Origin of the sequence: Oceanococcus sp. HetDA_MAG_MS8 (assembly GCA_019192445.1) — a bacterium.
Lineage (GTDB): Bacteria > Pseudomonadota > Gammaproteobacteria > Nevskiales > Oceanococcaceae > MS8.
This window is the reverse complement of sequence record JAHCMK010000002.1, coordinates 64,518-84,996: the sequence shown is the minus strand read 5'-3', so window position 1 is coordinate 84,996 and position 20,479 is coordinate 64,518. Positions and strand designations below refer to the sequence as shown.

General features: G+C 59.6%; 16 protein-coding genes. 4 read left to right on the top strand and 12 right to left on the bottom strand.

Annotated elements, in window-relative coordinates; translation table 11 throughout:
* Nucleotides 1-277: 277 nt before the first annotated feature.
* The 3 genes from KI787_03285 to KI787_03275 are packed head-to-tail and all read right to left on the bottom strand — an operon-like array spanning nt 278 to nt 7,018.
* Complete coding sequence (locus KI787_03285; protein ID MBV6628955.1) at nt 278-3,550, bottom strand: UvrD-helicase domain-containing protein; 3,273 nt, start codon at nt 3,548-3,550, stop codon at nt 278-280.
* Nucleotides 3,537-6,110 carry a PD-(D/E)XK nuclease family protein gene (locus KI787_03280; GenBank protein MBV6628954.1) on the bottom strand — a complete coding sequence of 858 codons (2,574 nt, stop codon included), beginning with the start codon at nt 6,108-6,110 and terminating at the stop codon, nt 3,537-3,539. The genes KI787_03285 and KI787_03280 overlap by 14 nt, the downstream gene beginning before the upstream one ends.
* Nucleotides 6,107-7,018, bottom strand: a complete 912-nt coding sequence (locus KI787_03275; GenBank protein MBV6628953.1) for a LysR family transcriptional regulator — start codon at nt 7,016-7,018, stop codon at nt 6,107-6,109. Before KI787_03275 ends, KI787_03280 begins: the two co-directional genes overlap by 4 nt.
* Nucleotides 7,019-7,121: 103 nt before the next feature.
* On the opposite strand from KI787_03275, the gene KI787_03270 reads away from it, so the two are divergent.
* Nucleotides 7,122-8,633 carry an NADP-dependent isocitrate dehydrogenase gene (locus tag KI787_03270; protein MBV6628952.1) on the top strand — a complete coding sequence of 504 codons (1,512 nt, stop codon included), beginning with the start codon at nt 7,122-7,124 and terminating at the stop codon, nt 8,631-8,633.
* An 85-nt stretch (nt 8,634-8,718) separates the two neighbouring features.
* Here KI787_03270 and KI787_03265 read toward each other — a convergent pair whose 3' ends face one another.
* The 4 genes from KI787_03265 to sufT all read right to left on the bottom strand — a co-directional run bounded on the left by KI787_03265 (nt 8,719) and on the right by sufT (nt 13,353).
* A complete protein-coding gene (locus KI787_03265; GenBank protein ID MBV6628951.1) occupies nt 8,719-9,645 on the bottom strand; it encodes a hypothetical protein in 927 nt (308 codons plus the stop codon).
* A 52-nt stretch (nt 9,646-9,697) separates the two neighbouring features.
* A complete protein-coding gene (locus KI787_03260) occupies nt 9,698-10,798 on the bottom strand; it encodes an OmpA family protein (protein MBV6628950.1) in 1,101 nt (366 codons plus the stop codon).
* 437 nt (nt 10,799-11,235) lie between these two features.
* The gene (locus KI787_03255) at nt 11,236-12,645 is read right to left on the bottom strand and encodes a wax ester/triacylglycerol synthase family O-acyltransferase (protein ID MBV6628949.1); all 1,410 of its coding nucleotides are present in this window, start codon (nt 12,643-12,645) and stop codon (nt 11,236-11,238) included.
* Nucleotides 12,646-12,798: 153 nt separating this feature from the next.
* Complete coding sequence (gene sufT, locus KI787_03250) at nt 12,799-13,353, bottom strand: putative Fe-S cluster assembly protein SufT (GenBank protein ID MBV6628948.1); 555 nt, start codon at nt 13,351-13,353, stop codon at nt 12,799-12,801.
* A 58-nt stretch (nt 13,354-13,411) separates the two neighbouring features.
* Here sufT and KI787_03245 point away from each other — a divergent pair, with 58 nt between their 5' ends.
* Entirely contained in the window at nt 13,412-14,152 is a 741-nt protein-coding gene (locus KI787_03245; protein ID MBV6628947.1) for a hypothetical protein, read from the top strand.
* On the opposite strand, the gene KI787_03240 is transcribed toward KI787_03245, so the two are convergent.
* Genes KI787_03240 through KI787_03225 form a run of 4 tightly spaced genes read right to left on the bottom strand, consistent with a single transcriptional unit; the run spans nt 14,128 to nt 16,987 of the window.
* Nucleotides 14,128-15,402, bottom strand: coding sequence for an adenylate/guanylate cyclase domain-containing protein (locus KI787_03240; GenBank protein ID MBV6628946.1), 1,275 nt, complete (start codon nt 15,400-15,402; stop codon nt 14,128-14,130). The two genes, KI787_03245 and KI787_03240, sit on opposite strands and share 25 nt — an antisense overlap.
* Nucleotides 15,403-15,411: 9 nt before the next feature.
* The gene (locus KI787_03235; GenBank protein ID MBV6628945.1) at nt 15,412-16,050 is read right to left on the bottom strand and encodes a rhomboid family intramembrane serine protease; all 639 of its coding nucleotides are present in this window, start codon (nt 16,048-16,050) and stop codon (nt 15,412-15,414) included.
* Nucleotides 16,047-16,556, bottom strand: a complete 510-nt coding sequence (locus KI787_03230) for a histidine phosphatase family protein (protein MBV6628944.1) — start codon at nt 16,554-16,556, stop codon at nt 16,047-16,049. Before KI787_03230 ends, KI787_03235 begins: the two co-directional genes overlap by 4 nt.
* Nucleotides 16,553-16,987, bottom strand: coding sequence for an SRPBCC family protein (locus KI787_03225; protein ID MBV6628943.1), 435 nt, complete (start codon nt 16,985-16,987; stop codon nt 16,553-16,555). Before KI787_03225 ends, KI787_03230 begins: the two co-directional genes overlap by 4 nt.
* A 106-nt stretch (nt 16,988-17,093) precedes the next feature.
* Between KI787_03225 and tesB the strand changes: the two genes are divergently transcribed.
* Together tesB and KI787_03215 are read left to right on the top strand one after the other, a co-directional pair.
* On the top strand, nt 17,094-17,972 hold the full coding sequence (gene tesB, locus KI787_03220) for an acyl-CoA thioesterase II (protein MBV6628942.1): 879 nt from the start codon (nt 17,094-17,096) through the stop codon (nt 17,970-17,972).
* 95 nt (nt 17,973-18,067) lie between these two features.
* Nucleotides 18,068-19,354, top strand: a complete 1,287-nt coding sequence (locus KI787_03215) for an AarF/ABC1/UbiB kinase family protein (protein MBV6628941.1) — start codon at nt 18,068-18,070, stop codon at nt 19,352-19,354.
* 194 nt (nt 19,355-19,548) lie between these two features.
* Here KI787_03215 and KI787_03210 read toward each other — a convergent pair whose 3' ends face one another.
* On the bottom strand, nt 19,549-20,448 hold the full coding sequence (locus KI787_03210; protein ID MBV6628940.1) for a hypothetical protein: 900 nt from the start codon (nt 20,446-20,448) through the stop codon (nt 19,549-19,551).
* Between the last annotated feature and the right edge of the window lie 31 nt (nt 20,449-20,479).

The following is a 20,479-nucleotide window of genomic DNA, read 5'->3' as shown; positions in this document are numbered from 1 at the left end:
TGGTCGATGACAAAATGGTGACGAATTGTCCAGAGGCTGACACAGCCCATCTTTCGGGCACTTAGCCACACTTTTCGACTCTCTTCCACAGACTTATCCACAGGCTTTGTGGGTATCTCCGAAAAATCCTGAATCAACATCGACTTAAGGTCAGTTCTTCAATGAAGGTCTGAGTTAGAACCATGGGTAAAAAAAGGCCTCGTCGTACAGCCGCAAATACTGAGGTGGTGCTCGTTTGGCAATGGCTATTCAACCCCAGACCCAACTCAGTGCGGGCTCATGCCGGAAAACGCCAGCTATGCAGGCTATCCGTGGCCACCAAATACAAGGCACAGATGCAGTGCTGAGTTGCGGGCTGAGTACCCAGCAAGAGCTGCGCATAGCGATCCATCTGCACGCGGTATTGTTGCTCCATGCTGGCAATCCAAGCAGCCTGCTCAAGCTCGGCAGGGGGGTGATTGGTTTTGTAGTCCACCAGCCAAAGCTCTCCATCCTGGGTGATGAAGCAGCGATCGATCACGCCTTGGACCAAGCGCCCCTCCAGTCGGCCTGCCAGAGCGTATTCGTTGCGCTGCCAAGGGTGGTCTTGGAGCAGCCAGCGGGCCTGGCCCTGGGTGGCACGGTCGATCATCGCTTCGACTTGCGTCAGTGTGGACGCAGCATCGACTTGGGGGAGTCCTTGTCGGGTTAATGCGGCCCGGAGTGATTGCAGCATCTGTTCCCGCCGATGTTCCCATTGCTCCAGCCCATGGATGGCGAGGTATTCCAAAGTTTGATGCACAGCTGTGCCCAGAACGGTGGCCTTAAGCCGCTCTGCACTCAATGTTGGGGCTGGGTCCTGCGCTGCGCCTAATTGGCTGGGCGAGGGTCCTCGCCTGGGCGCCATCTCAAACTGAGGTTGTTCTGGCGCCTTGGGAACAGTGCTAAAACAGCGCTGGCGGACCCACTCCAGACCGCCGGCCGAGGCCTCTTCAGCCCTGTCCTCATCGACTTCTGGCCACTGCCCTACACTGGCCAGGGCTGCGCCCAAGCTACCGGAGGCCGCTTTGGGCAGGGCGAACAGATGCAGGCCGTCGCGGGCCCGGGTCAATGCCACATAGAGCAGCCGCAACTGCTCCGCGGCTTCCTGGTGTCGGGTGGTGCGCCGAAGCCAGGGGTAGATTGAGGCCTCGCTATCACTGTCCATGGCGCTGGGTTGAATGCTCAGCACCGCTTCGGGATGATCGGGGTGCCAGCCCAGTAGTGGTTCTTCGCCGCCGCGGCCTCCTCGGCCTAAGCCCATGAGGAAGACCTGATCAAACTCCAAGCCCTTGGACTTGTGCACGGTCATCAGTTCTAGCGGCGCGGTGGCAGCCGCCGCCCATAAGCGCTGCAGACCGCGCAGAAAAGCGGCTTCATCGCGCAGCTGCCCACCCATGCAGTGCTCGCGCAAAAAGGCCAAAACCCTGGAGATATCCGTGCGCGCCGGGCCGTCTAGGGCATGGTGCTGTCCTAATCCCGCATAGAGTAAGCGCGCCGCCTCGGCGAGGGCGAGGCCACTTTGGCGCCGCTGCAGCACGTTGCTTAAGGTGTCGATGGCGTGTTGCCAGCGGGCTTCTGGATAGTCCTCCGGGGGGCTGGCGGCGAGGACTAGGCGGGCCCAACTGCTCTGCAGATCCGTGGCCCGGAGCTGGTCAATTTGTGCCCAGTTGAGTCCCAGGGCTGGGCTGCGTAGCCAGCGAATCCAGCTGAGTTCGTCTGCCGGGTGGTGCAATAGTCGCAGTCCTGCCAAAAAGTCGCGCACATGGGCTTGCTCGGAGAGGGGCTGGAGGTCGATGCCGCTAAATGTCATGTTGGCTTGGCGTAGGGCCTGAGCCAATGGCAGCAAGTGAGCGCGGGTGCGAGCCAGCATACCAATGCGTGTATTGGGCTGCTGAGCCTGAAGCTGACGGATCTGAGTCAGGGCAAGCTGGACCTCCTCAGCCTCGCTCTGGCAGCTGTGCCAGACGATGGCGTGGTTCGCTGTGGCCTGTGTTCGGGCAGCTGTGCTGGGGGCAAAGCGAATAGGACTGCCATGGGCTTCAAAAATACGCGCCATGACCGTATTGGTCCACTCGACCAAAGTGGGGTTAGAGCGAAAATTACGTGCTAGCTGTAGCGCCTGCAGGGGGACCGGGCCAAGGCTGGCGCCTGGTTGCAGTAGGCGCTGGAAGCCTTCGACCCGCGCCTGTCTAAATGCATAAATGCTTTGCTGGGGATCGCCGACCAGGAAGAGGCTACGCCCATCGCCAGGCTGCCAGTCGCGAACCAACATGGCGAGTAGCTGTAGTTGGCTCTGGCTGGTGTCCTGCATTTCATCGACCAGCAGGTGTTGAATGCGGGCGTCCATGCGTTGCCCTACGCCGCTGCTCTCATTGGCCAGGGCGGTGGCCGCGGCTAGGGCGATTTCTGTGTGGTCGCAGCGCCCGCTTTCGGCGAATATAAGCTTGAGTTCGGCCAAGGCGAGGCGCAGCACCACCAACAAGTGTTGGCTGCGTTCGGCCTCCTCTTGGCTATAACGGCTCGGCAAATCCAGCAGTGCACGCAGGGCATGCACGCAGCTAGGAGACAGGTGATCCTGCCACTCTTGCATAAGCTCTTTGGCCCGGGCGGTTGTAGGTCCTTTGGGAAAACCAGACCGAACATTCAAGCCGCCTGGCTTGCGTAATGCCCCGGTTTGAGTCAGCAGGCTGCGTGCTAAGCACTGCCACTGCTCAATATGCTCCGGCAGCGCTGCTGGCCATGCCGTGGCTGCTTGCACGGGCTGCCAGGGGCTGTCGGGTTGGGCCTGAGCCAGTTCAGCCAGCGTCAGAGCCCAGGCATCGGCCGTGGCTAAGGGCAGTTGGGCGAGAATGTCGCACATGCTGCTGAGGGTCCACTGCTCTAGCCAATACTGGCCTCGCTCCCAAGCGTCTTCACTGGGGTCAATGCCAGCCCATTGGCCGCGCTCGGCCAGCAGTTGATGGAGTTTTTGCAGTAAGGGGTCCAACCGGTTTTGGCCTAGTTGCAGAACCTGGTCTAGGCTTTGCCGCAGGGCGCCATCAAGCTGCGCGTCTTCATGCCGGTCCAGCGCGCGCACCAGAGCTTGTCGGTACAACTCCGCAGCATCATCCAGCGGTTGTAAGGGGGCTCCCAAGCCTGTCATCAAGGGCATATGCCGGGCCAGATCGCGGTTAAGCCCATCAATTGTGGTGGCCCGCAGCCGGTTGGGGTTGTGTTGCAGTTCCCAGCCGCGCTCGCGGTCGCGCTGGCGGACACGCATCGCCAGGGCATGAATATGCTGAGCAAAACTATCTGCGGGTGGGGGAGCATCGGCGCTGTCCAAGGCTTCACGTAAGCGCTCCCGAATCTCGAAGGCGGCTTTGCGGGTGAAGGTAATGGCCAAAACCTGTTCAGGTTCATCGACTTGGGCCAGAGCGGCCAAAGCGCGACTAACCAAAAGTCCGGTTTTTCCAGAGCCGGCCGGGGCGCGCACGCAAAACGATTGGCGTAGGTCCAGCGCCTGTTGCCGAGCCTGGCTATCCAGGTCCATGTGCATCCTCCTGAGCGCCGTCTGCATCCAACAAAAACCCTAAGGCGCGCAGGCTCCAGTCTTGTTGAAGTGCGTACTGTGTGGCATGCCGAGCCTCGCCTTGAGCGTAGTCAGCAATGAGGGCCCTGAGGCGTCGCTCCCAGGCCTGAAGCTCTTCTTCCCAGGCCCCCCGCCAGGCTTTTTCTTGACGATCTTCAATCAGTTTTTGGCACCAATTGGTAGCCGCCACCAAGGCCATTTGGCGGTGGTGGACGCGGGCAAAGCAAATACCGTCCACCGGGTGCAGCCCGTGCGCTGCCAGTGCTTGGCTGGTGGCATATAGCGGTAGTTGTGGTTCGTGGAGGCCCTCACTGGACCAGCCGCTAAAGTCGGCCTGGCCGGTTTTGTAGTCAACAATCAGCAGGCGCGGGCGATCAGGCAGTAGCACGCGGTCGATACGGTCGATGCGCATCCGCATGGGTAGCTGGGCGCGCGTTTCTTCGATATCGAGTTCGCGATAGATGACCTCGAAAGGGTCCCGCCGCCGGCGCTCGTGCTGTAACCAGCGCAGACACAGCTGCACGATACGATCAGTTTCTAGGCGTCTGAGGAAGGGGCCAAAGCGGCTGGACGGCAGGTACTCATGGCCGGTATCACTGCTGATGTCTTGGAGTAAGCCGAGTAGAGCCTCATCACTAGTGGCCGCCAGCTTGCGCGAGCTGCGTAAATGCGCCCAGGCCTGATCGAGCATGGCGTGCACCCAGCTCCCCTGGCGGTCGGGCGCTAGGCCTTGGGCAATCTCTGGTAGCTGGTTGGTGCGCAGCCGATCCAAGATAAAGGCGGCAAAGGGTGTGCGCGCCATATGCCGCAACATATTCACCGCGCGCCTTTGGCCTTGCAGCCTCTGCGGGCCTAAGGTGGCCAAGGGCGCTTCGAGAATGTCTTGGGTGCCCACTCGGTGTTCGGAATCTGTGGTGGGCGTCTGCTGCCAGCTGGCGGCCAGCCAGGGGCTGGGCTGCACCGTTTGGCCGCTGCTGTCTTGTGCGCAGGCATACAGCTCGAGTTGTGCAGGCTGATTCAGTGCGCTCTGCCAATAGGCTTGCTGATCCGCGTACCAACTCGCGCTGGACTGCGCGGGGTGTTTCACCGAGGCGAGAAGCTCTGGGTTCAGCCAGGGCTGAGAGGGCGCTGGTGGAGGCCATGCGGCCCCGTCTAGACCGCAGAGAAAGGTGTGTGAGGCGGGCAAGGTGCAGGCAAGGTCTAGCTCGCAGACCAGCACGGGGCTGTGCTTCAGTGCAGGGGGAGAATGGTAGTGATCGTCTAAGACCTGAAATAACCAGCGCGTTGCCTGGCGCGGGCTGAGCAGCCCCAATTCATCATCGAGGCTTTGAAAGCCGGCCAGTGAACGGCTGAGATCCTCGCGTAGCCGCCAAACGGCGGCGTTGGGGTGCAGTGGAAACACGGTCCACAGATGCTGAAAGTGATTAATCCACTGCGCAGCCCGCGCTCTGCGCGGTCGTTCATGGATGCACTGAGCCAAAGCAGCGAAGCGCTGTTTGAGGGCTGGGGGAGCATCGTCGGCGAGGGACTGCTCCAGGTCATTGACGCTAAAGCGGAGCCCACGTTGGCGTAGCCCCGCTTCGGCTTGTACACAGTACAGCCACTCCTGCGCGTCATAGAACAAAGGTTGGCGCAAGACCGCGCTGAGGTCACTGAAGCTCAGGGGCGCATGCAGTAGCTGTAATACGTCCAACAAGGCCTTGGCCATAGGCCATTCGGGCAACGCACGCGGTAGCTCAACTTGCCATGGCGGCTCATGGTCTTCGCGAGCAGCTGGCAGAGTATCGGCCCAAGCACACAGCTCTTCCCGCCAGGCATCTTCCAGTTGGTTGCGATGTTGGGCGAGGTTGTGTACACCGACCACCACCCGCGCATCAGGCTGAGTGATGAGAGGCCTCAGCCGCTGAGCCAGGGCTTGCCACTGCTGCTCAGAGTCCGTGCATAGCCAGCCCTGCCGCGGGCCAGCCTGTGCTTGGTCCTGGCGCTGCAGCTGCAGGCCCAGCCGCTGCAAAACTTTGCGCTGCATAGGGGGGAGGTTGTTGCTCCACACCCCAGGCGCCAGTTGGATTGCGCTCTGGGGCTGGAGGGTGGGCAATATGGCCCCTGCGAGCTGGCTATCGGTAATCCATCCGCGGTCTTGTAGCTGCGTGTGCATGGCCTGATGCAGCCGGGCATAGAGTTCCTGCTCTGGCGTCCACCGAGGAGCGTGTTCTGGGTTGATGCTCCATTGTTGGCAGAGGCGCCAGGTGCGCATAACTTGCTGCGCCAGCTGTTCGGGGGCGAGCACGGTGTTCGCCAAGGGTTCTGCGGCAATGAGTTCTAGCCATAGCCAGCGCTCTTTGGTGCGCGAAATCAACTCTTCTGGGGGCCATTGATTGAGCCAGTGCTGCCGCGTCCAGCGCTCGAATGACCAAATGTTGGCCGCCTCCCAGGCCGCCTCACCAGCCCTCCAATGGGCCTGGTTGTGATCATCACGGAGTAGCCGCGCTTGGAGTTCATTGGCACAGAGAGTCAGCATCATGCGCGCTCGTGTGGACTGTCTTGAAGATAGCGCACCAAGGCTTGAGCGGCGCTGGATAGCGGGCGATCACGGCGGTAGACCACCTGCCAGCGCCGCTGCAGGGGAAAGCCGTCTACCTGCACGATGCTTAGGCCTGGCGCGTGTGGCTGCAGGGCGATTTCGGCAATGACTCCTAAACCCAAGCCTGCGCGCACCGCATGTTTGATGGCTTCGTTGCTCCCCAGGCTCATGCGAACCTGAGCCTCAAAGCCGACGCCGCGAAAATGATCTTCGGCCAGTCGCCGAGTCCCGCTGCCCGGTTCGCGCATTAGCCAAGAGTCATTGGCGAGATCTTCCAAGCTGCAGCGACGTCCAGCATAGGCGTGGTCCTGGGCAGCGATGACAACCACAGGGTTGTCGCGGAAGGGGAGTTGCGCCAAGGGTAGGTCCTGCGGGGGCAGGGTCATTACCGTGACATCATCAGCGAAGCGTTGCATGCGTTCCACAATACGCTCCCGACTATCCACAATGAGCTCTACATCCACTCCTGGATAGGCTTGGGCAAACGGGCCCAGCAGATCGGGCACGAAATACTCGGCGGTGGTGACTGCCGAAATGCGAAGCCGGCCCTGAATCAGGCCCTGCAAATCCGATAATGTCGTTTCAAAGCGCCGCCAGCAATCGTGAATGTCGTTGATGGTGAGCGCCAAGGCCTCGCCTGCCTGGGTGAGGGCAATGCCGCGGCCAGACTTGAGGAATAGTTCAGCGCCCACGGTTTGCGCCAGCTCTTTGAGTTGCACGCTGACCGTAGGCTGGGTGATGTGCAGTTCGCGTGCGGCCCGGGTGACCGCGCCCAATCTAGCGGTGGCCTCAAAGGCCCGCAATTGCTGTGGCGTAATGCGGAGCAATTCTCGGAGGGCGACTGTCATAGACAAAAACCTATGAATAGCATCAGAACAAAGTATTTTTTCAAAATGTTTTGTCCGCGTACAGTGGCTGCACCTTTTCCGACCTCCCGCAGTGAGCCCCCGCATGAAGCAAGACCCAAGCACCGTATTGGCGACCGGCGAAACCCCCATCCCCCAAAGCGCTACCAACCTCACCCCCATCACGGTGGCGATGGGCGACGGTATTGGTCCGGAGATCATGCAGGCCACCTTGGATATTCTGGCTGCCGCCAAGGCGCGGATTGCCCCGGAAACCATCAGCATTGGTCAGCAAATGTATGCCTCCGGGCATAGCGCCGGTATTGCTCCTGAGGCTTGGGACAGTCTGCGCCGGACTAAAGTATTTTTGAAAGCGCCAATCACCACGCCGAGCGGGGGTGGTTATAAAAGCCTGAATGTAACCATTCGCAAATCCTTGGGGCTATACGCCAATGTGCGCCCCTGCACTACCTACGCCCCTTTTGTGCGCAGCCAACATCCCGGAATGGATGTGGTCATTATCCGGGAGAACGAAGAAGACCTGTACGCGGGCATTGAGCACCGCCAAACTGCCGATGTTTACCAGTGCTTGAAGCTTATCACTCGGCCGGGCTGCGAGCGCATTGTGCGCTATGCCTTTGAGTATGCCCGCGCCCATGGTCGCCGCAAGGTGACCTGCATGGTCAAAGACAACATCATGAAGCTCACCGATGGGCTGTTTTATGAGGTCTTTGAAGAGATTGCTCAGGACTACCCAGACTTAGAAACAGAGCGCTACATCATCGATATTGGTGCGGCGCGGCTGGCGACTCAGCCAGAGCGCTTTGATGTCATTGTGACCACCAACCTCTATGGCGACATCATCAGCGACATTGCTGCCGAAGTCAGTGGAAGCGTAGGCCTCGCGGGCAGTGCCAACATTGGCAACCAGGTGGCTATGTTTGAGGCCATTCATGGCAGTGCCCCGGATATTGCCGGTCAGGACATTGCCAACCCCAGTGGCTTGCTTCTGGGCGCGGTGCAAATGCTGATTCATATTGGGCAGGCGGACGTCGCGCAGCGCATTCACAATGCCTGGCTGCGCACCCTGGAAGATGGCCAACACACGGCAGATATGCTCTCGGAGCACACTCAGGCTCGCTTAGGCACCCAAGCCTTTGCCCAAGCGGTCGTCGCCCGATTGGGCCAAGAGCCGCAGGTGCTGCCGAAGGTGGAATACGCAGATCAAGCTCCCGTGCAGGCCGCTCCCGCTCCGGCTGCATCCGTGCGCCGCAGCCGGCCAAACAAGGCCTTGGTGGGCGTTGATGTGTTTGTAGATGCCCCGCAGGTCAGCCCAGATAGTTTGGGGCAGCGCTTATCCGCGGTGGCTGGTTATGGCCTGAGCCTGCAGATGATTACCAATCGCGGCGTGAAGGTATGGCCTGGCGGTATGGAGGAAACTCACTGCACCGATCATTGGCGTTGCCGCTTCATGGCCAAACCCGGTCACGGCATTATTTACGCCCAAGTGCTGCAACTGCTGGGCGAACTGCATGCGGCTGGCATCGACATCATCAAAACCGAAAACCTGTGCGAGTTCGATGCTGTGAAGGGCTATTCCATGGGCCAGGGGCAGTAGTTCGCACTCAGCTCCACGAGCTTGCGCACAAAAAAAGCCCCGCGACTGCGGGGCTTTTTTTTCAACTCACGGAACCGCCTGAAGCTTAAGGGTCCGGAGTCGGGGTCGGCGTGGGGGTTGGCGCCGGCGTTGCCGTCGGAGTGGGCGTAGGTGCTATGGCATCATTACAGCCATCATAGACGTACACGTTGGCATCTGATTCCTGCAGGCCGACCTGGGCGCCGAGCAAACTAGCCGAAGCCGTGATGCGCAAAGCGTTGTAGGGCTCGCTGGCAATCAGGCCGGCGGTGAAACGCTCATTGCCCTGGAATGCACTGATAATGCCCAGCAGATCAAGGGTAAGTAGTCCAATCGGATCTAGGCTCCCGTCGGCTGCGGCCTCTACGGAGTCATTCGTCAACTGGCCATCGAGCAAGGTATCGATCCGGATGGAGTTGAGCACTCCAAGGTCCACGAGCCCCCCAGGGATTTCAAGGTCGAAGGCCGCCAAACTGCCGGGCCCCCGCGTGCCAAAGCCATCCAAGGTGATCGATACATCCCCATCCACCGGATCACCCAGACCAAAGCCAAAGGTGGCCGGGTCTAGCAATGCTGCGGTGGTTTCGAGCTGAGCGAATGTTTCCAAGTTCCCGTCGCCTGCGTTCTCCACATCGGTGACGGAACAGGTTTCCGTGCCCAGGATTCCCAGAATCGGGTCCAGCACAGCCCCGAGCACACAGAGGTTACCTTCAGCAGCTCCTGCAGTTGCGTTCGCCGAGTAAGGGCTGCTGCACTGAAAGCCGCTGGGAATGGCTCCTCCGAACTGATCGGTGGCACAGCCGTTTCCATCTACAGAGGCGTCTGCATCGGTACCTGGGCAAAGGTCAGCGGAGTCAAACACTCCATCGCCATCTGCATCGTTGGTACCGCCGCCAGGATTGCCCCCGCCGCCAGGGAAACCGCCATCGGCTTCACAGCCGGCGAAGAGAGCGATGGCCGAGGCGGCCATCGCTAGTTTCCATTGTCTGTTCATTGAAGAACTCCTATGAGATTGCGTAAAAACTGGTGTGAAAACGCATTCCCAATTAGTTCTGGATGCGCAGCTCAACCCGACGGTTCAACTCACGACCCTCTTCGGTGTCGTTGGTCGCACGCGGCTCGCTCTCACCATAACCCACAGCCGTCAAGCGCTCGGCAGAAATGCCCTGCGTGATCAGGTACTGACGCACCGACTCTGCACGTTGTTGGGACAGGCTTTGGTTGTAGCTGTCGCCACCGATGGAATCGGTGTGGCCAGCAACTTCCACCAACATTTCGGGATAACGCTCAAGGACTTCAGCGGCATCTTGCAAGATCGTGGCCGCATCGGGGCGCAGACGATCGCTGTTGAACTCAAAGGTCACGCCGTCCAAGGCAACCACGTCGCCCAAGGGGCAGCCTTCGCCGTCAACTCGGGTGCCAGCAGGGGTGTTGGGGCAGTTGTCTTTGCCATCCACGATGCCGTCATCGTCGGAGTCGCGCAGGCCGCTGTCTTTCTCGACTTCAACCACTTTAACTTGCTCGACGATCTTCTCCACCACTTTGGGTTCGCCGAAGAGGGGGAACTCAATACCGATGTTGCCTTTGTACTCTTCGTCGTAGCCGGACTCGAAGTCGTCGTAGACGTAGCGCAGATCCAAGCGGATCTTCATACCGTACTTGTTCAGTGCGGGGGTCACCATGCCCAGGCCGGCGTTGGCGTAGTAGCCATAATCGTCACGGTCATCGGGGAAGACGTCGTTGTAGACGGCGCCACCACCCAAGAGCACGTAGGGGGTAAAGCCGCTGCGATCGCTGCTCAGGCCAATCCAGTCGCCAAAGGCGTAGATGGCGTCCAGTCCCACACCGTAGCGGTAGAAGTCCGTACCGTTGTTCTGGTCGGTTTCAAACATGTCATTGAACAGGGAAAGCTCGAAGCCAAAACCGCTGGAGGTCATCTGGCCCATAACGAACTGAACGCCGTAGCCTTCGTCAATGGCGGTATTCTGACCGGCATCGGCGTTATCAACGTCGCGCTGGTCATCAGCAACAATGTAGCTACCCAGAACGCTGAAATAGGTGGCGCGTTCCTCACTGTCTTGCGCCCAGGCACTGCTCGTGCAGGCCAAAGCGGCAACAGCCGCAGCTGTCAGTTGCGTTTTCTTCATGGTTTTCTTCCCCGTGTCTTGAATTCGAGAGTGTGAAGTTGCCTTCGGCTGCGTCTATTGTTGGCGCGACCGCCTGCCTACGGCAACCTCTTGTAGGAATATATCGACGGTGTATGACATTCTCATGCCTAAACGGAGGCCTTGGCGACGAGAGGTCAACGCAGTCATAAAGGTAAGCAACATTGCTTAACTGCGCACCAGTTTACCTTGCAACTCCATGGATTGGATGCAGCTCAGGTTTGATGCAGCCTAGGAGCGATCCCCGGCGCAGTGGTCGGCCTCGAGCCAGGGCGTTCCATCTGTGACCAGCTTCTTCACAGCCATTGCGTAGATCGACTCGCTGCGGCGGTGCTCGCGCTGCTGCTAGCAACTACCAGCGCTGCACTGGCCACAGCGGCAATCTGTGAAGTGCCAGGGCTGCGCGGTGCTCTACCGAGCTAGCTGGCCCGCTGCCCTTTGCTACGACTGCCAATGCCGGCCACCATCTCCAACTCGGCCATGGAGTCTTCTAGGTAATCCAGCAATCTTTGAATGCTCGGCAAAGACTTACGACAGGCTGTAATGCCAAACTCCAAGGAGCCGTCATAGCTCACCACGGTGACATTGAGGGCTTGGCCATCCAGCAACAGCGACACCGGGTACATACCAGCCATCTTGAGCCCGTTCCAGTACAAAGTGTTGCGCGGGCCGGGAACGTTGGAGATCACCACATTGTAGGGCGGCCGTTTCTCGCCCTTGAAACCCATGAGCTGTCCCAACACCATGGGTGAAGTCAATACTAAGGAGTAGTTGGTGATTTCTTCGCGGGTCATCTGCCGCAGGCGTTGTTTACCCGCGCGCATAGAGTCTTGAATGATCTGAAACCGGCGCCCAGGGTCGCCCACGTTGGTCGCTAGGCTGCATAGCATGAAGCCAATGGCGTTCCCGCCGGAGTCATCATCAGCGGGCCGAATGGAGACCGGGACATTGGCAATCAGTGGTTCCGTAGGTAGGGCATGCTGGCTGATGAGATAAGCACGAATCGCGGATGCGGACATGGCCATCACCACATCATTGACGGTGCCGTCTAAAGCTTGAGCGATGTTCTTCACGCGATCCAACGGGTAGCTTTGTGCGGCAACGCGGCGCGACCCTGTGATGGGTTTATTCAGCAGGCTGCGCGGCGCCTGGTAAGGCATGATTTCATGCTCGGTTTTGCGCGCCTGGCGATATTGATCGCGAAAGGCCTGTAGAACCGGGGGGATGGTGCCCAATTGCTGCCGCACCAGCCCCAGGCCTGGCGCGAGGGTGCCGCCTCCGCGCAATTGCCGATTGCGGGTGAGGTTATCCCTGTGCTCGGCCCAAGGCGGGGGCAGGTCGCGGCTCTTGGCATTTTCGGTAAACGAACTCATTGCCAGTTTCATGGCCGCCACACCATCCACCACGGAGTGGTGAATCTTGGTGTAGACGGCGAAACGATTGCCTTCTAAGCCCTCGATGAGATGACATTCCCACAGCGGACGGTGTCGGTCTAGCAGGGAAGAGTGGAGGCGTGACACTAGGCTTAGCAGTTCCCGAACACGACCCGGCTCAGGCAGAGCCGAGTGGCGAAAGTGGTAGTCCAGGTCAAAGTCGGTGTCTTCCACCCACTGGAAGCTGCCCGTGGACGAATATGGGGTTTTGAGACGCTGGTTGAACGGGCGTTTTACAAGGGTGCCGGCGCGAAACTCTTCCGCCACTTGATGTAAGAAATGCGGTGGCGCATCTTTGGGCAACTCAAATAGCTGCAGGCCGCCCACGTGCATGGGTCGCTCGCGGTTCTCCAGCATGAGCCAAGCCGCATCAGTAATCGGCAGTTTTCTCGCCATGGTTTCGTCCCCTCGGGTGTCTTTGCCAGCCTAGTGCTTGGCGCCCGGCATTACTTTAACCCGAGTCGTAGTTCGGTGGGGTTGGTCACAATAGACTAGGCCTCATCCACTCGGCCTTGTCCTTATCTCCGGCCGCCTCCATGGGCGATGCGCCTAGTAGTACATGCCTGTTTGCAGACGCGCTGCTTCGCTCATCATGGATTGGTTCCAGGGTGGGTCGAAAACCAACTCCACGGAGGTGTCCGTCACGGTGGGAATTTGTTCGAGCTTGTGCCGCACATCAGCCACCAACACATCGCCCATGCCGCACCCCGGTGCTGTGAGCGTCATTTCTACGCTGACCTTGCGCTGGTCATGACCCAGTGGCTCGACTCTGCATTTGTAGATAAGGCCCAGTTCAACAATATCCACTGGAATCTCTGGGTCGTAACAGGTCTTGAGCTGTTGCCAAACAATGCGCTCCACTTCGTCTTCATCCGCGTCCGCGGGTAGGGAAATCCGTGGCGGATGCGGTTTGCCCAAGGCATCGGCATCTTCGCCGTTAACACGAAATAGACGCCCTTCGATGTACACAGTAAAACTCCCGCCTAGAGCTTGCGTGATGCCACATTGGGTGCCAGGAGGAATGCGCACTTTTTGCCCATCGGGCACCAAGACCGCGATAACCTCTCGATTGAGCTTTACGATTTCGGTGTCGGCATTCAACATGGCTTTAAGGTCAGCTTGGGGAGTCGCATGGGCCACCATTCTACTGGTGGCAATGCTGATGCGACCAGTGGCAGCGGACTCCGGTTCCCTACCAGAACCCCGGCTGCTGCCACCGGAGCAAGAGTGCAACTTTGCGCAACTCGCCGGAGTACGCTTCGCATTCCCGGTCTTGAGCGACAGTTTGCTGGATGGTGATTTTGTGCTTTGGCGCCGCCGCCCCAGCTTGCTTGCCGAGCCCTTGTCCGCCGGCTATGGGGGGCGCCAGGGCGTGTTGAGCGGGGCCTATTTCTACGCTCAGGGGGAGCGCTGGTTCCCGGCACAGCTCGAGGACTGCAGCTATGTGTACGCTATGGATACCAGCGCGCACGCTGATGAAGGGCCCTTTTTGCATTTGCAGTCAGTGGGACGCGTGTACTTTTTGCAAACCCTAAGCTTTGCACGCAGCTTGGTCGGGCAAGTGTTACGCGTTCGCAGCGCCGGTTTGGAGCCCAATCATCGTTTGTACACGCCCAGCAAGTGGCGCTCTTTCCCGCTGTTCGCCGACGAGCCATTGACGGTATTGGGCGTGGAAACACGCCGATATGGTCATACCAAAGGCTTGGGCGGGTTCTACTTAGAGGTGCGCAACGAGGCCGGGCAGGAAGGCCTGATCAAGTTTCATCACGACTATTTGCAGGGCCGGCAGCGACAACCCCTGTGGGAGCTTCAACAAGATTGGTCAGCTCCGGGCGCCCTGGTGCCAGCCCGCGTCCGCAGCAAGCCCCAGGCGGCAGTTCAGACAGCTGCGCGGGTGGAGTAAGCGGCAACGTCTTTGGCAAAACCCTTCAGGGTTAGAGTGCGTGGCACCAAATGCTTCAGCGCAGCGCTATCGGTCAGGGTTTCATCGGCACCGGCCGACTCGCACAAACGGGCGGCTAAGTTCACTGTCGACCCCACGGCAACGTACTCCAAGCGAAGTGCACCAATAACGCCCAGAGTCACCGGCCCGGTGGCGACCCCGACGGCCAAGCCTAGGGGGCTACTAGGGCGGCTCCAAGCCCGCAGTAGGGGTGCGCACTCTTCATGCAAGGCTTGCGCCAGTTGCATGGCGCGACTGCCAGGATTCTCAATGGGCAAAGGTGCGCCGACCAAGACCATGACGCCGTCACCAGCGTAGTCCTTGATCGTCGCCTCATAGGTCTCGCAGCAACGGCCCACAACGGCATAAAACTGGCGGAGCAGATCCAGAATTTCTTCGGAGCTGAGATCCTGGCAGCGCTTGGTAAATCCGCGGATATCACAATGCAGCACGCTCACCGTGCGGGTTTCACGGCGCATGGCCTCCAGGCCGCGGTCGCGCACTAATCCGGCCACGCTGGGTGACAAAAATCGCCCTAAGAACTCACTTCGTCGCCCCTGTTCTACGTGGTATTGCGTAGCCCCAATCAGCAGTATGAGTGCGCCGCTCACGGTGACGAAGGGGGCAAAAGCGATGGGCAATACCAGCCCGCTGAGCATCACCGGCATGGCGAGGCACATGGCCAAGAGGCGCTTCTTCTCGGCGCGGTCAATAGGGCGCCGGAGGAGGAGCAACATGGCGCCGAGAGCAGCTAAGGAGGCGAATTCCAGCGGCAGGCTGAACACAAAAAACCAAAAATCACTGGTGACGCGATCCACGCTAAAGGCGTTGAGAAAAGAGTCTGCCCGTTGCTGAGGGAAACTCAGCGATAACAGCCAGTACACCCCGACGCTCAGGCTGCCTAGAGTGAGCAGACGGTCGCCAAAGCGGGTGTTCATGCCGCTGTGCTGCGGCAGGGTGCGACGCAGCTGGCGCGCCCAGGCAAAAGCCAACCAAATGGCCAGGGCGTCCAGAGTGGCGACCCAGCGTCCCAGGCCGGCGGCTGCATCCTGCGTGCCTCCCGCATACAACCAGCTATTCAGCGCAATGCTCAATCCGCTGAATACCAAACTGCCGGCCAGAGCCTGACTGCTGCGGCTGCGTGGATCGGTCCACAGAAACACCAAGCCTAGGCCTAGGATGACCAGTGCGGCTAAGTAGACATGCGCCATGTTGTCAGCTCAGGACTCGGGGAGTCGGCGCGGGCGCAGCTCGCCGTTGAAGTACCACACGGCCAGTACAATGGCGCCTGCCAACATTCCGCCCAGATGGGCGAAGTGGGCAATGCCGGTGCGAGCGCCGGTGGCGCCTAGGCCCAATTCCAGCCCTGCATAGAGCAATACGAAGATGGGCGCCGGCAGGGGGATCGGCGGAAAGAGCAGCATGATCTTGGCCCGTGGGTAGAGCAGTGCAAACGCCGGCAGTAGCGCCATCACACCTCCGGAGATGCCGATTGTGGGCACATGCCGACCCTCCAGACTCAAAGCTCCCAGTTGGCATAGGCCGGCGCCGATAATGCCTAAACCGACATAAAACGCCATCCTTTGGCTGCCAATGGCCCACTCTACGGGGCGGCCAAACATCCATAGGCCGAACAAATTAAAGAACAAGTGCAAGCCACTGCCATGGAGTAGGGCGTAACTCAGTAGCTGCCAGGGGGCAAAGCTTGGCCACTCTGGCCCAGCTGTGGCGCTGAGGCTGGGCCACAAGGCCAAATGGCGTAAGAGTACGTCCTGGCCGCCGCCAAAGCCCTGCAGTACAAACATCAGCCCGCAGGTAATCAGCGCGAAATGGGTAACGGGACTGCGCGGGGTATTCATGCGTTGGTGAGGGCCTTGACCGGTTGCCAGTGCAACAACATAGCGCTACCCGACTGCGTCAGCTGGGTGGGCTCCCAGGCCAAACGAGCAAGAGCGCAGGTCGGCATACGTTTGGGGCCCGGCGGCCAGTCGCTCTGCGGCAGTGCGTGGCATAGCAGCTCTTCCAGGCCGGGGTTATGGCCCACCAGCAGCATGCGCTCTCCAGGGTGCCAATGGTCGCTTAAGCATTGGAGCAGAGCTTGCAGGCTCGCTGCATAAATGGCTTCGTCCCAGATGGTGGGGAGTGGGCAGGGCAGTTCCTGAGCGACGCCGTCCAGAGTTTGCCGCGTGCGCAAAGCGGGTGAGCATAGAACGCGGTCGGGGAGCCAATTATTCGCGGCGATAAAGGCTCCCATTTGTGGTGCTGCACGCCGCCCGCGGGGGTTTAAGGGTCGCAAAGCGTCGCTGCGTGCCTGGGAATTCCAGTCACTTTTGGCATGACGCAACAGCAGCAGCTCGGAGCTCATGTTGTTGCTTGAAGGGCCTCAGACCAGGGGCCGATCTGGCGATTGAAGGATTGTTTGAGCTGGCGTGCGATCAGCCTGCCGAGTAAGGGGATTGGACAGCGAAAATAAACTTCATAGTCCACCCGTGTCCCACTGTCGCTGCCATGGAAGTGCAGGCGTCCGTAATGGTCGCGCAGCGGAGTGCCCCGCGTGATGCGATATTCAAGCTGCTCTGAGGGTTGATAAACGGTCGTGGTTTCTTCCAGCTCCACCAGTCCGCTACGCACATGCCGCACCGAACCCTCGCCATTGGGGTGCGTGGCTCCTTCGCGAATACGCTGGGTACGGCCCGGCCAAAGCTTGCCGAAGGTTTCATGGTCGGCAAAGGCTGCAAAAACCTCCTCAACGGGGGCTGCAATATCTGCCTGCAGTGTGATGCGATGTTCGGACATGACAAGGTCACAGTATCAATAGACGATTGTCTGGCAGTGTACTGCCCCTGCGCGGCAGGAGTGAGCGCTATGCTGTGCGCTGACCTAGAGCGCTTTCGCATCGACCATGACCAATGCTGTATTTGCCGACCTGATTGCCCTGCTGGATATCGAAACAATTGAAGACAACCTTTTTCGTGGGCAATCCCGTGATTTAGGGGGGAAGAGCGTCTTCGGCGGGCAGGTGCTGGGCCAAGCCTTGGTGGCCGCGCAGCGAACGGTAGCGGGTGCGAGCGCGCATTCCATGCATGCCTATTTTGTGCGTCCAGGTCGTATGGATGCCCCCATCGTTTACGAAGTCGAGCGCATCCGTGATGGGCGCAGCTTTAGTGTGCGGCGAGTCCATGCCATCCAGCATGGTCGGCCCATTTTTTCCATGATTACGTCTTTTCACCGCGAAGAGCTAGGGCCCAGCCATGCTAGCCCCATGCCGGAGGTGCCGCCGCCAGAAGCCCTAAAGTCGCAGGCCCAATGGAGAGAGCAATGGTTAGAGGATTGCCCTCCGGCGTTTCGCGAGCGCTTCCAGCGCCAGCTGGCGATTGAGTTTCGTCCGGTACACCCAGTGAACCCCTTCCGGCCCGAGGCCCGTGCGCCGCAGCAAGCTATTTGGTTTCGCGCGGACGGAAGCCTCGACGATGATTTGTTGCTGCATCAGGCGGTGCTGACCTATGCCTCGGACTTCAATTTGTTGTCCACGGCGCTGCTCCCCCATTCCAGCAGCTTTGTGCAGCCGCATATGGTTGTGGCCAGCTTAGACCACGCTTTGTGGTTGCATCGGCCATTTCGCGCAGACGAATGGCTGTTGTATTCCATGGATAGCCCTACGGCTCAGGGAGCCCGCGGCCTGTCGCGGGGCTTGATCTTCAATCGCAGTGGTGAGCTCGTTGCTAGCGTTGCTCAGGAGAGCCTCATGCGCGATACACGCCTGGGCCAGGACTCAGACTAAGACTGCGGGGACGCAGGCGTCGGGCCCTCCGGCCCCTTTATAATGCGGACCCGCCGCAAGCCATTGCGGCCTAAGGATCGATATGAGGGCAATGGATGTTGCAACGCTATAAGGCGCTTCGGGTAGCGCGTGACACAGTGACCAGCGGGATGCGCTTGGGCCAGACCGCGAGTGTGATTGGGCGCACCGGAGTCGAGTATTTGCTGGGTAAGCGGCCGCCGCGGCCGGAGTTGCTGCGGCAAACCTTTGAGCGCTTAGGGACGACTTATATCAAGCTTGGCCAATTTGTCGCCAGCGCGCCCTCTTTGTTCCCGCGGGAATACGTCGACGCATTCCAGGGCTGCCTGGATGCCGCTCCACCCATTCCCTTTAGCGTGGTGCAGCAGATTCTGGAAGAGGAGTTTCAGCAACCCCTCACGCAAATCTACGCCAAGATCAACCCCGAGCCACTGGCCACGGCATCGATCGCTCAGGTGCATGCGGCGACCTTGGTCGGCGGCGAAGACGTGGTGGTGAAGGTGCAAAAGCCCGGTGTGCGTACGGTACTTGCCACCGATTTCAACGTGCTCTACCTGGCCGTGAAAGTGCTTGAGAAGCTCGTGCCTGCGGTGACCCGTGCCTCAGCCTCTGAGATTGTGGGTGATGTGCAGGCCACCATGCTTAAGGAGTGTGACTTCTTGGCTGAGGCGGCCAACATCGAGGCATTCCGGCAGTTTTTGCAGGACACCCAGAACGACTTTGCCCGCGCGCCGCGTGTATACCACGAGGCGACCACCCGTCGGGTGCTGACCATGGAGCGGTTCTACGGGGTTCCCTTCACCGATCTCGACAGTATTCGCAAATACTCGCCGCAGCCGGAGTGGACGCTGATTAACGCGCTCAATACCTGGATGGATTCTTTGGTGCGTTGCCAATTCTTCCATGCCGATGTGCATGCGGGGAATTTAATGGTGCTGGAGGATGGCCGTGTGGGCTTTATCGACTTTGGCATCGTTGGGCGCATCCGCAAAGAAACCTGGCAGGCCATTATCGATTTCATGTCAGCGCGGGCCGCCGAAGATTACATGCTCATGGCGCAATGCTTAGTCACTATTGGCATCACCAGTGAGGATGTAGATGTGGCGCGCCTTGCCCGTGACATTCGGGGCGTTGTGGATGTTGCCCGCGGTGTTATTGAGGGTGATCCGGCCATGGATTTGGGCGTAGATGATGCCGAGCAGTTCATGCTCTCCATCGTGGATATTGGGCGCCGGCATGGCATCCGCTTTCCCAAGGAGTTCGCTTTGTTGCTCAAACAGCTGCTGTACTTTGACCGCTACATCCAGCTGCTGGCACCGGACTTGTCACCCTTTGAGGATGACCGCATTCGTCTGATCCACTAAGGAAGCGCTCAATACATTGCTGTGCTTGCCGCCTCGCCCTCCGGCGATGCTCGCCAGTCAATGGCTCAAGGCCGCACAGAGTCCGTGGCATTTGCGCTCCGGCAGCTGGCCACCTGGCGTGGCTTGCGGGTGTCTTCAGAGCTTCCCTAGCGAACCAGTAGGGCAGAGCAACGGTGTCTATCGCTGAGCTCGATTCAGCTTTCCGGAGGGCAGCCTGCATCGGTACTGTTAGCCACCAAGTCTACGCTGGTATCGGAGTCTAGGGTCTGGGTGCTGGTGCAGAAAAAGACGACGGTTTCGTTAAATGCGGGGTCGTCATCCGAACAACTCAGCGCGAGCCGGTAGGTGCCGCTACTCAGGCGGGGCGCACGCCAGCTACGAGTGTCAGCATCGTCGGTGCTGGGCTGGGCATGCAATACCCGCAGCGGGTCATTGGCGCCGCCGTCAACATCATCAAGGGCTTGATTGATGAAGTTATTAAAGATGTACAGTCGGGGTAGTCCCGATACTGTAGAGGCGCAAACGCTCTCGAAGGCGCTTAAGCCCTGCAAGCTAAAACTCACGCTGCGGGTGTCTGCCGTGCGGCTCAGTTCCAAGGCGGGGTTGAAGTCTTGGCTGTTCCTGCTGCTGTCAGAGGTGTTACTCAAGCTCACAAAACTCCCGAGCTTGAGGCTGAGTTCTGTCACTTCATCCTCACTCACGCTAAAGCTTTGATTGTTGGCTTCGGCTGGGTTGTTGATGAGGTTGAGGTCTAGCGCATCGACGGTGTCCGTGACATCTGGGTCGTAGCTGCTCTGATCTTGTTGCAGGCGAAGACGGATGCCCGTGTAGTTTCCGTCGCGTACCGTTTCTCCGCTCAGCAGGCGGGTGGTCGTTAAGCCGCCGGAATCGATGGTGAGCGTTTGCTCCACGTCGAAGGTCTCTACGCCACCATCGCTGTGGACCAGCTCGATTTGGTCTACAGCCAAAGTGAGCTGGCCTTGCGGGGCGGGGGCGTCGGCCAATATATCGAGGGTCAGCGCGCCTTCGCAGCCGATGAGGCCTACGCTCAATACGGCCAAGCCTAGGGTGGAAGCAGAGCGGGAAAAGCGCATGGGCAGCGAGGCAGATTGCTAAACTTGGCAC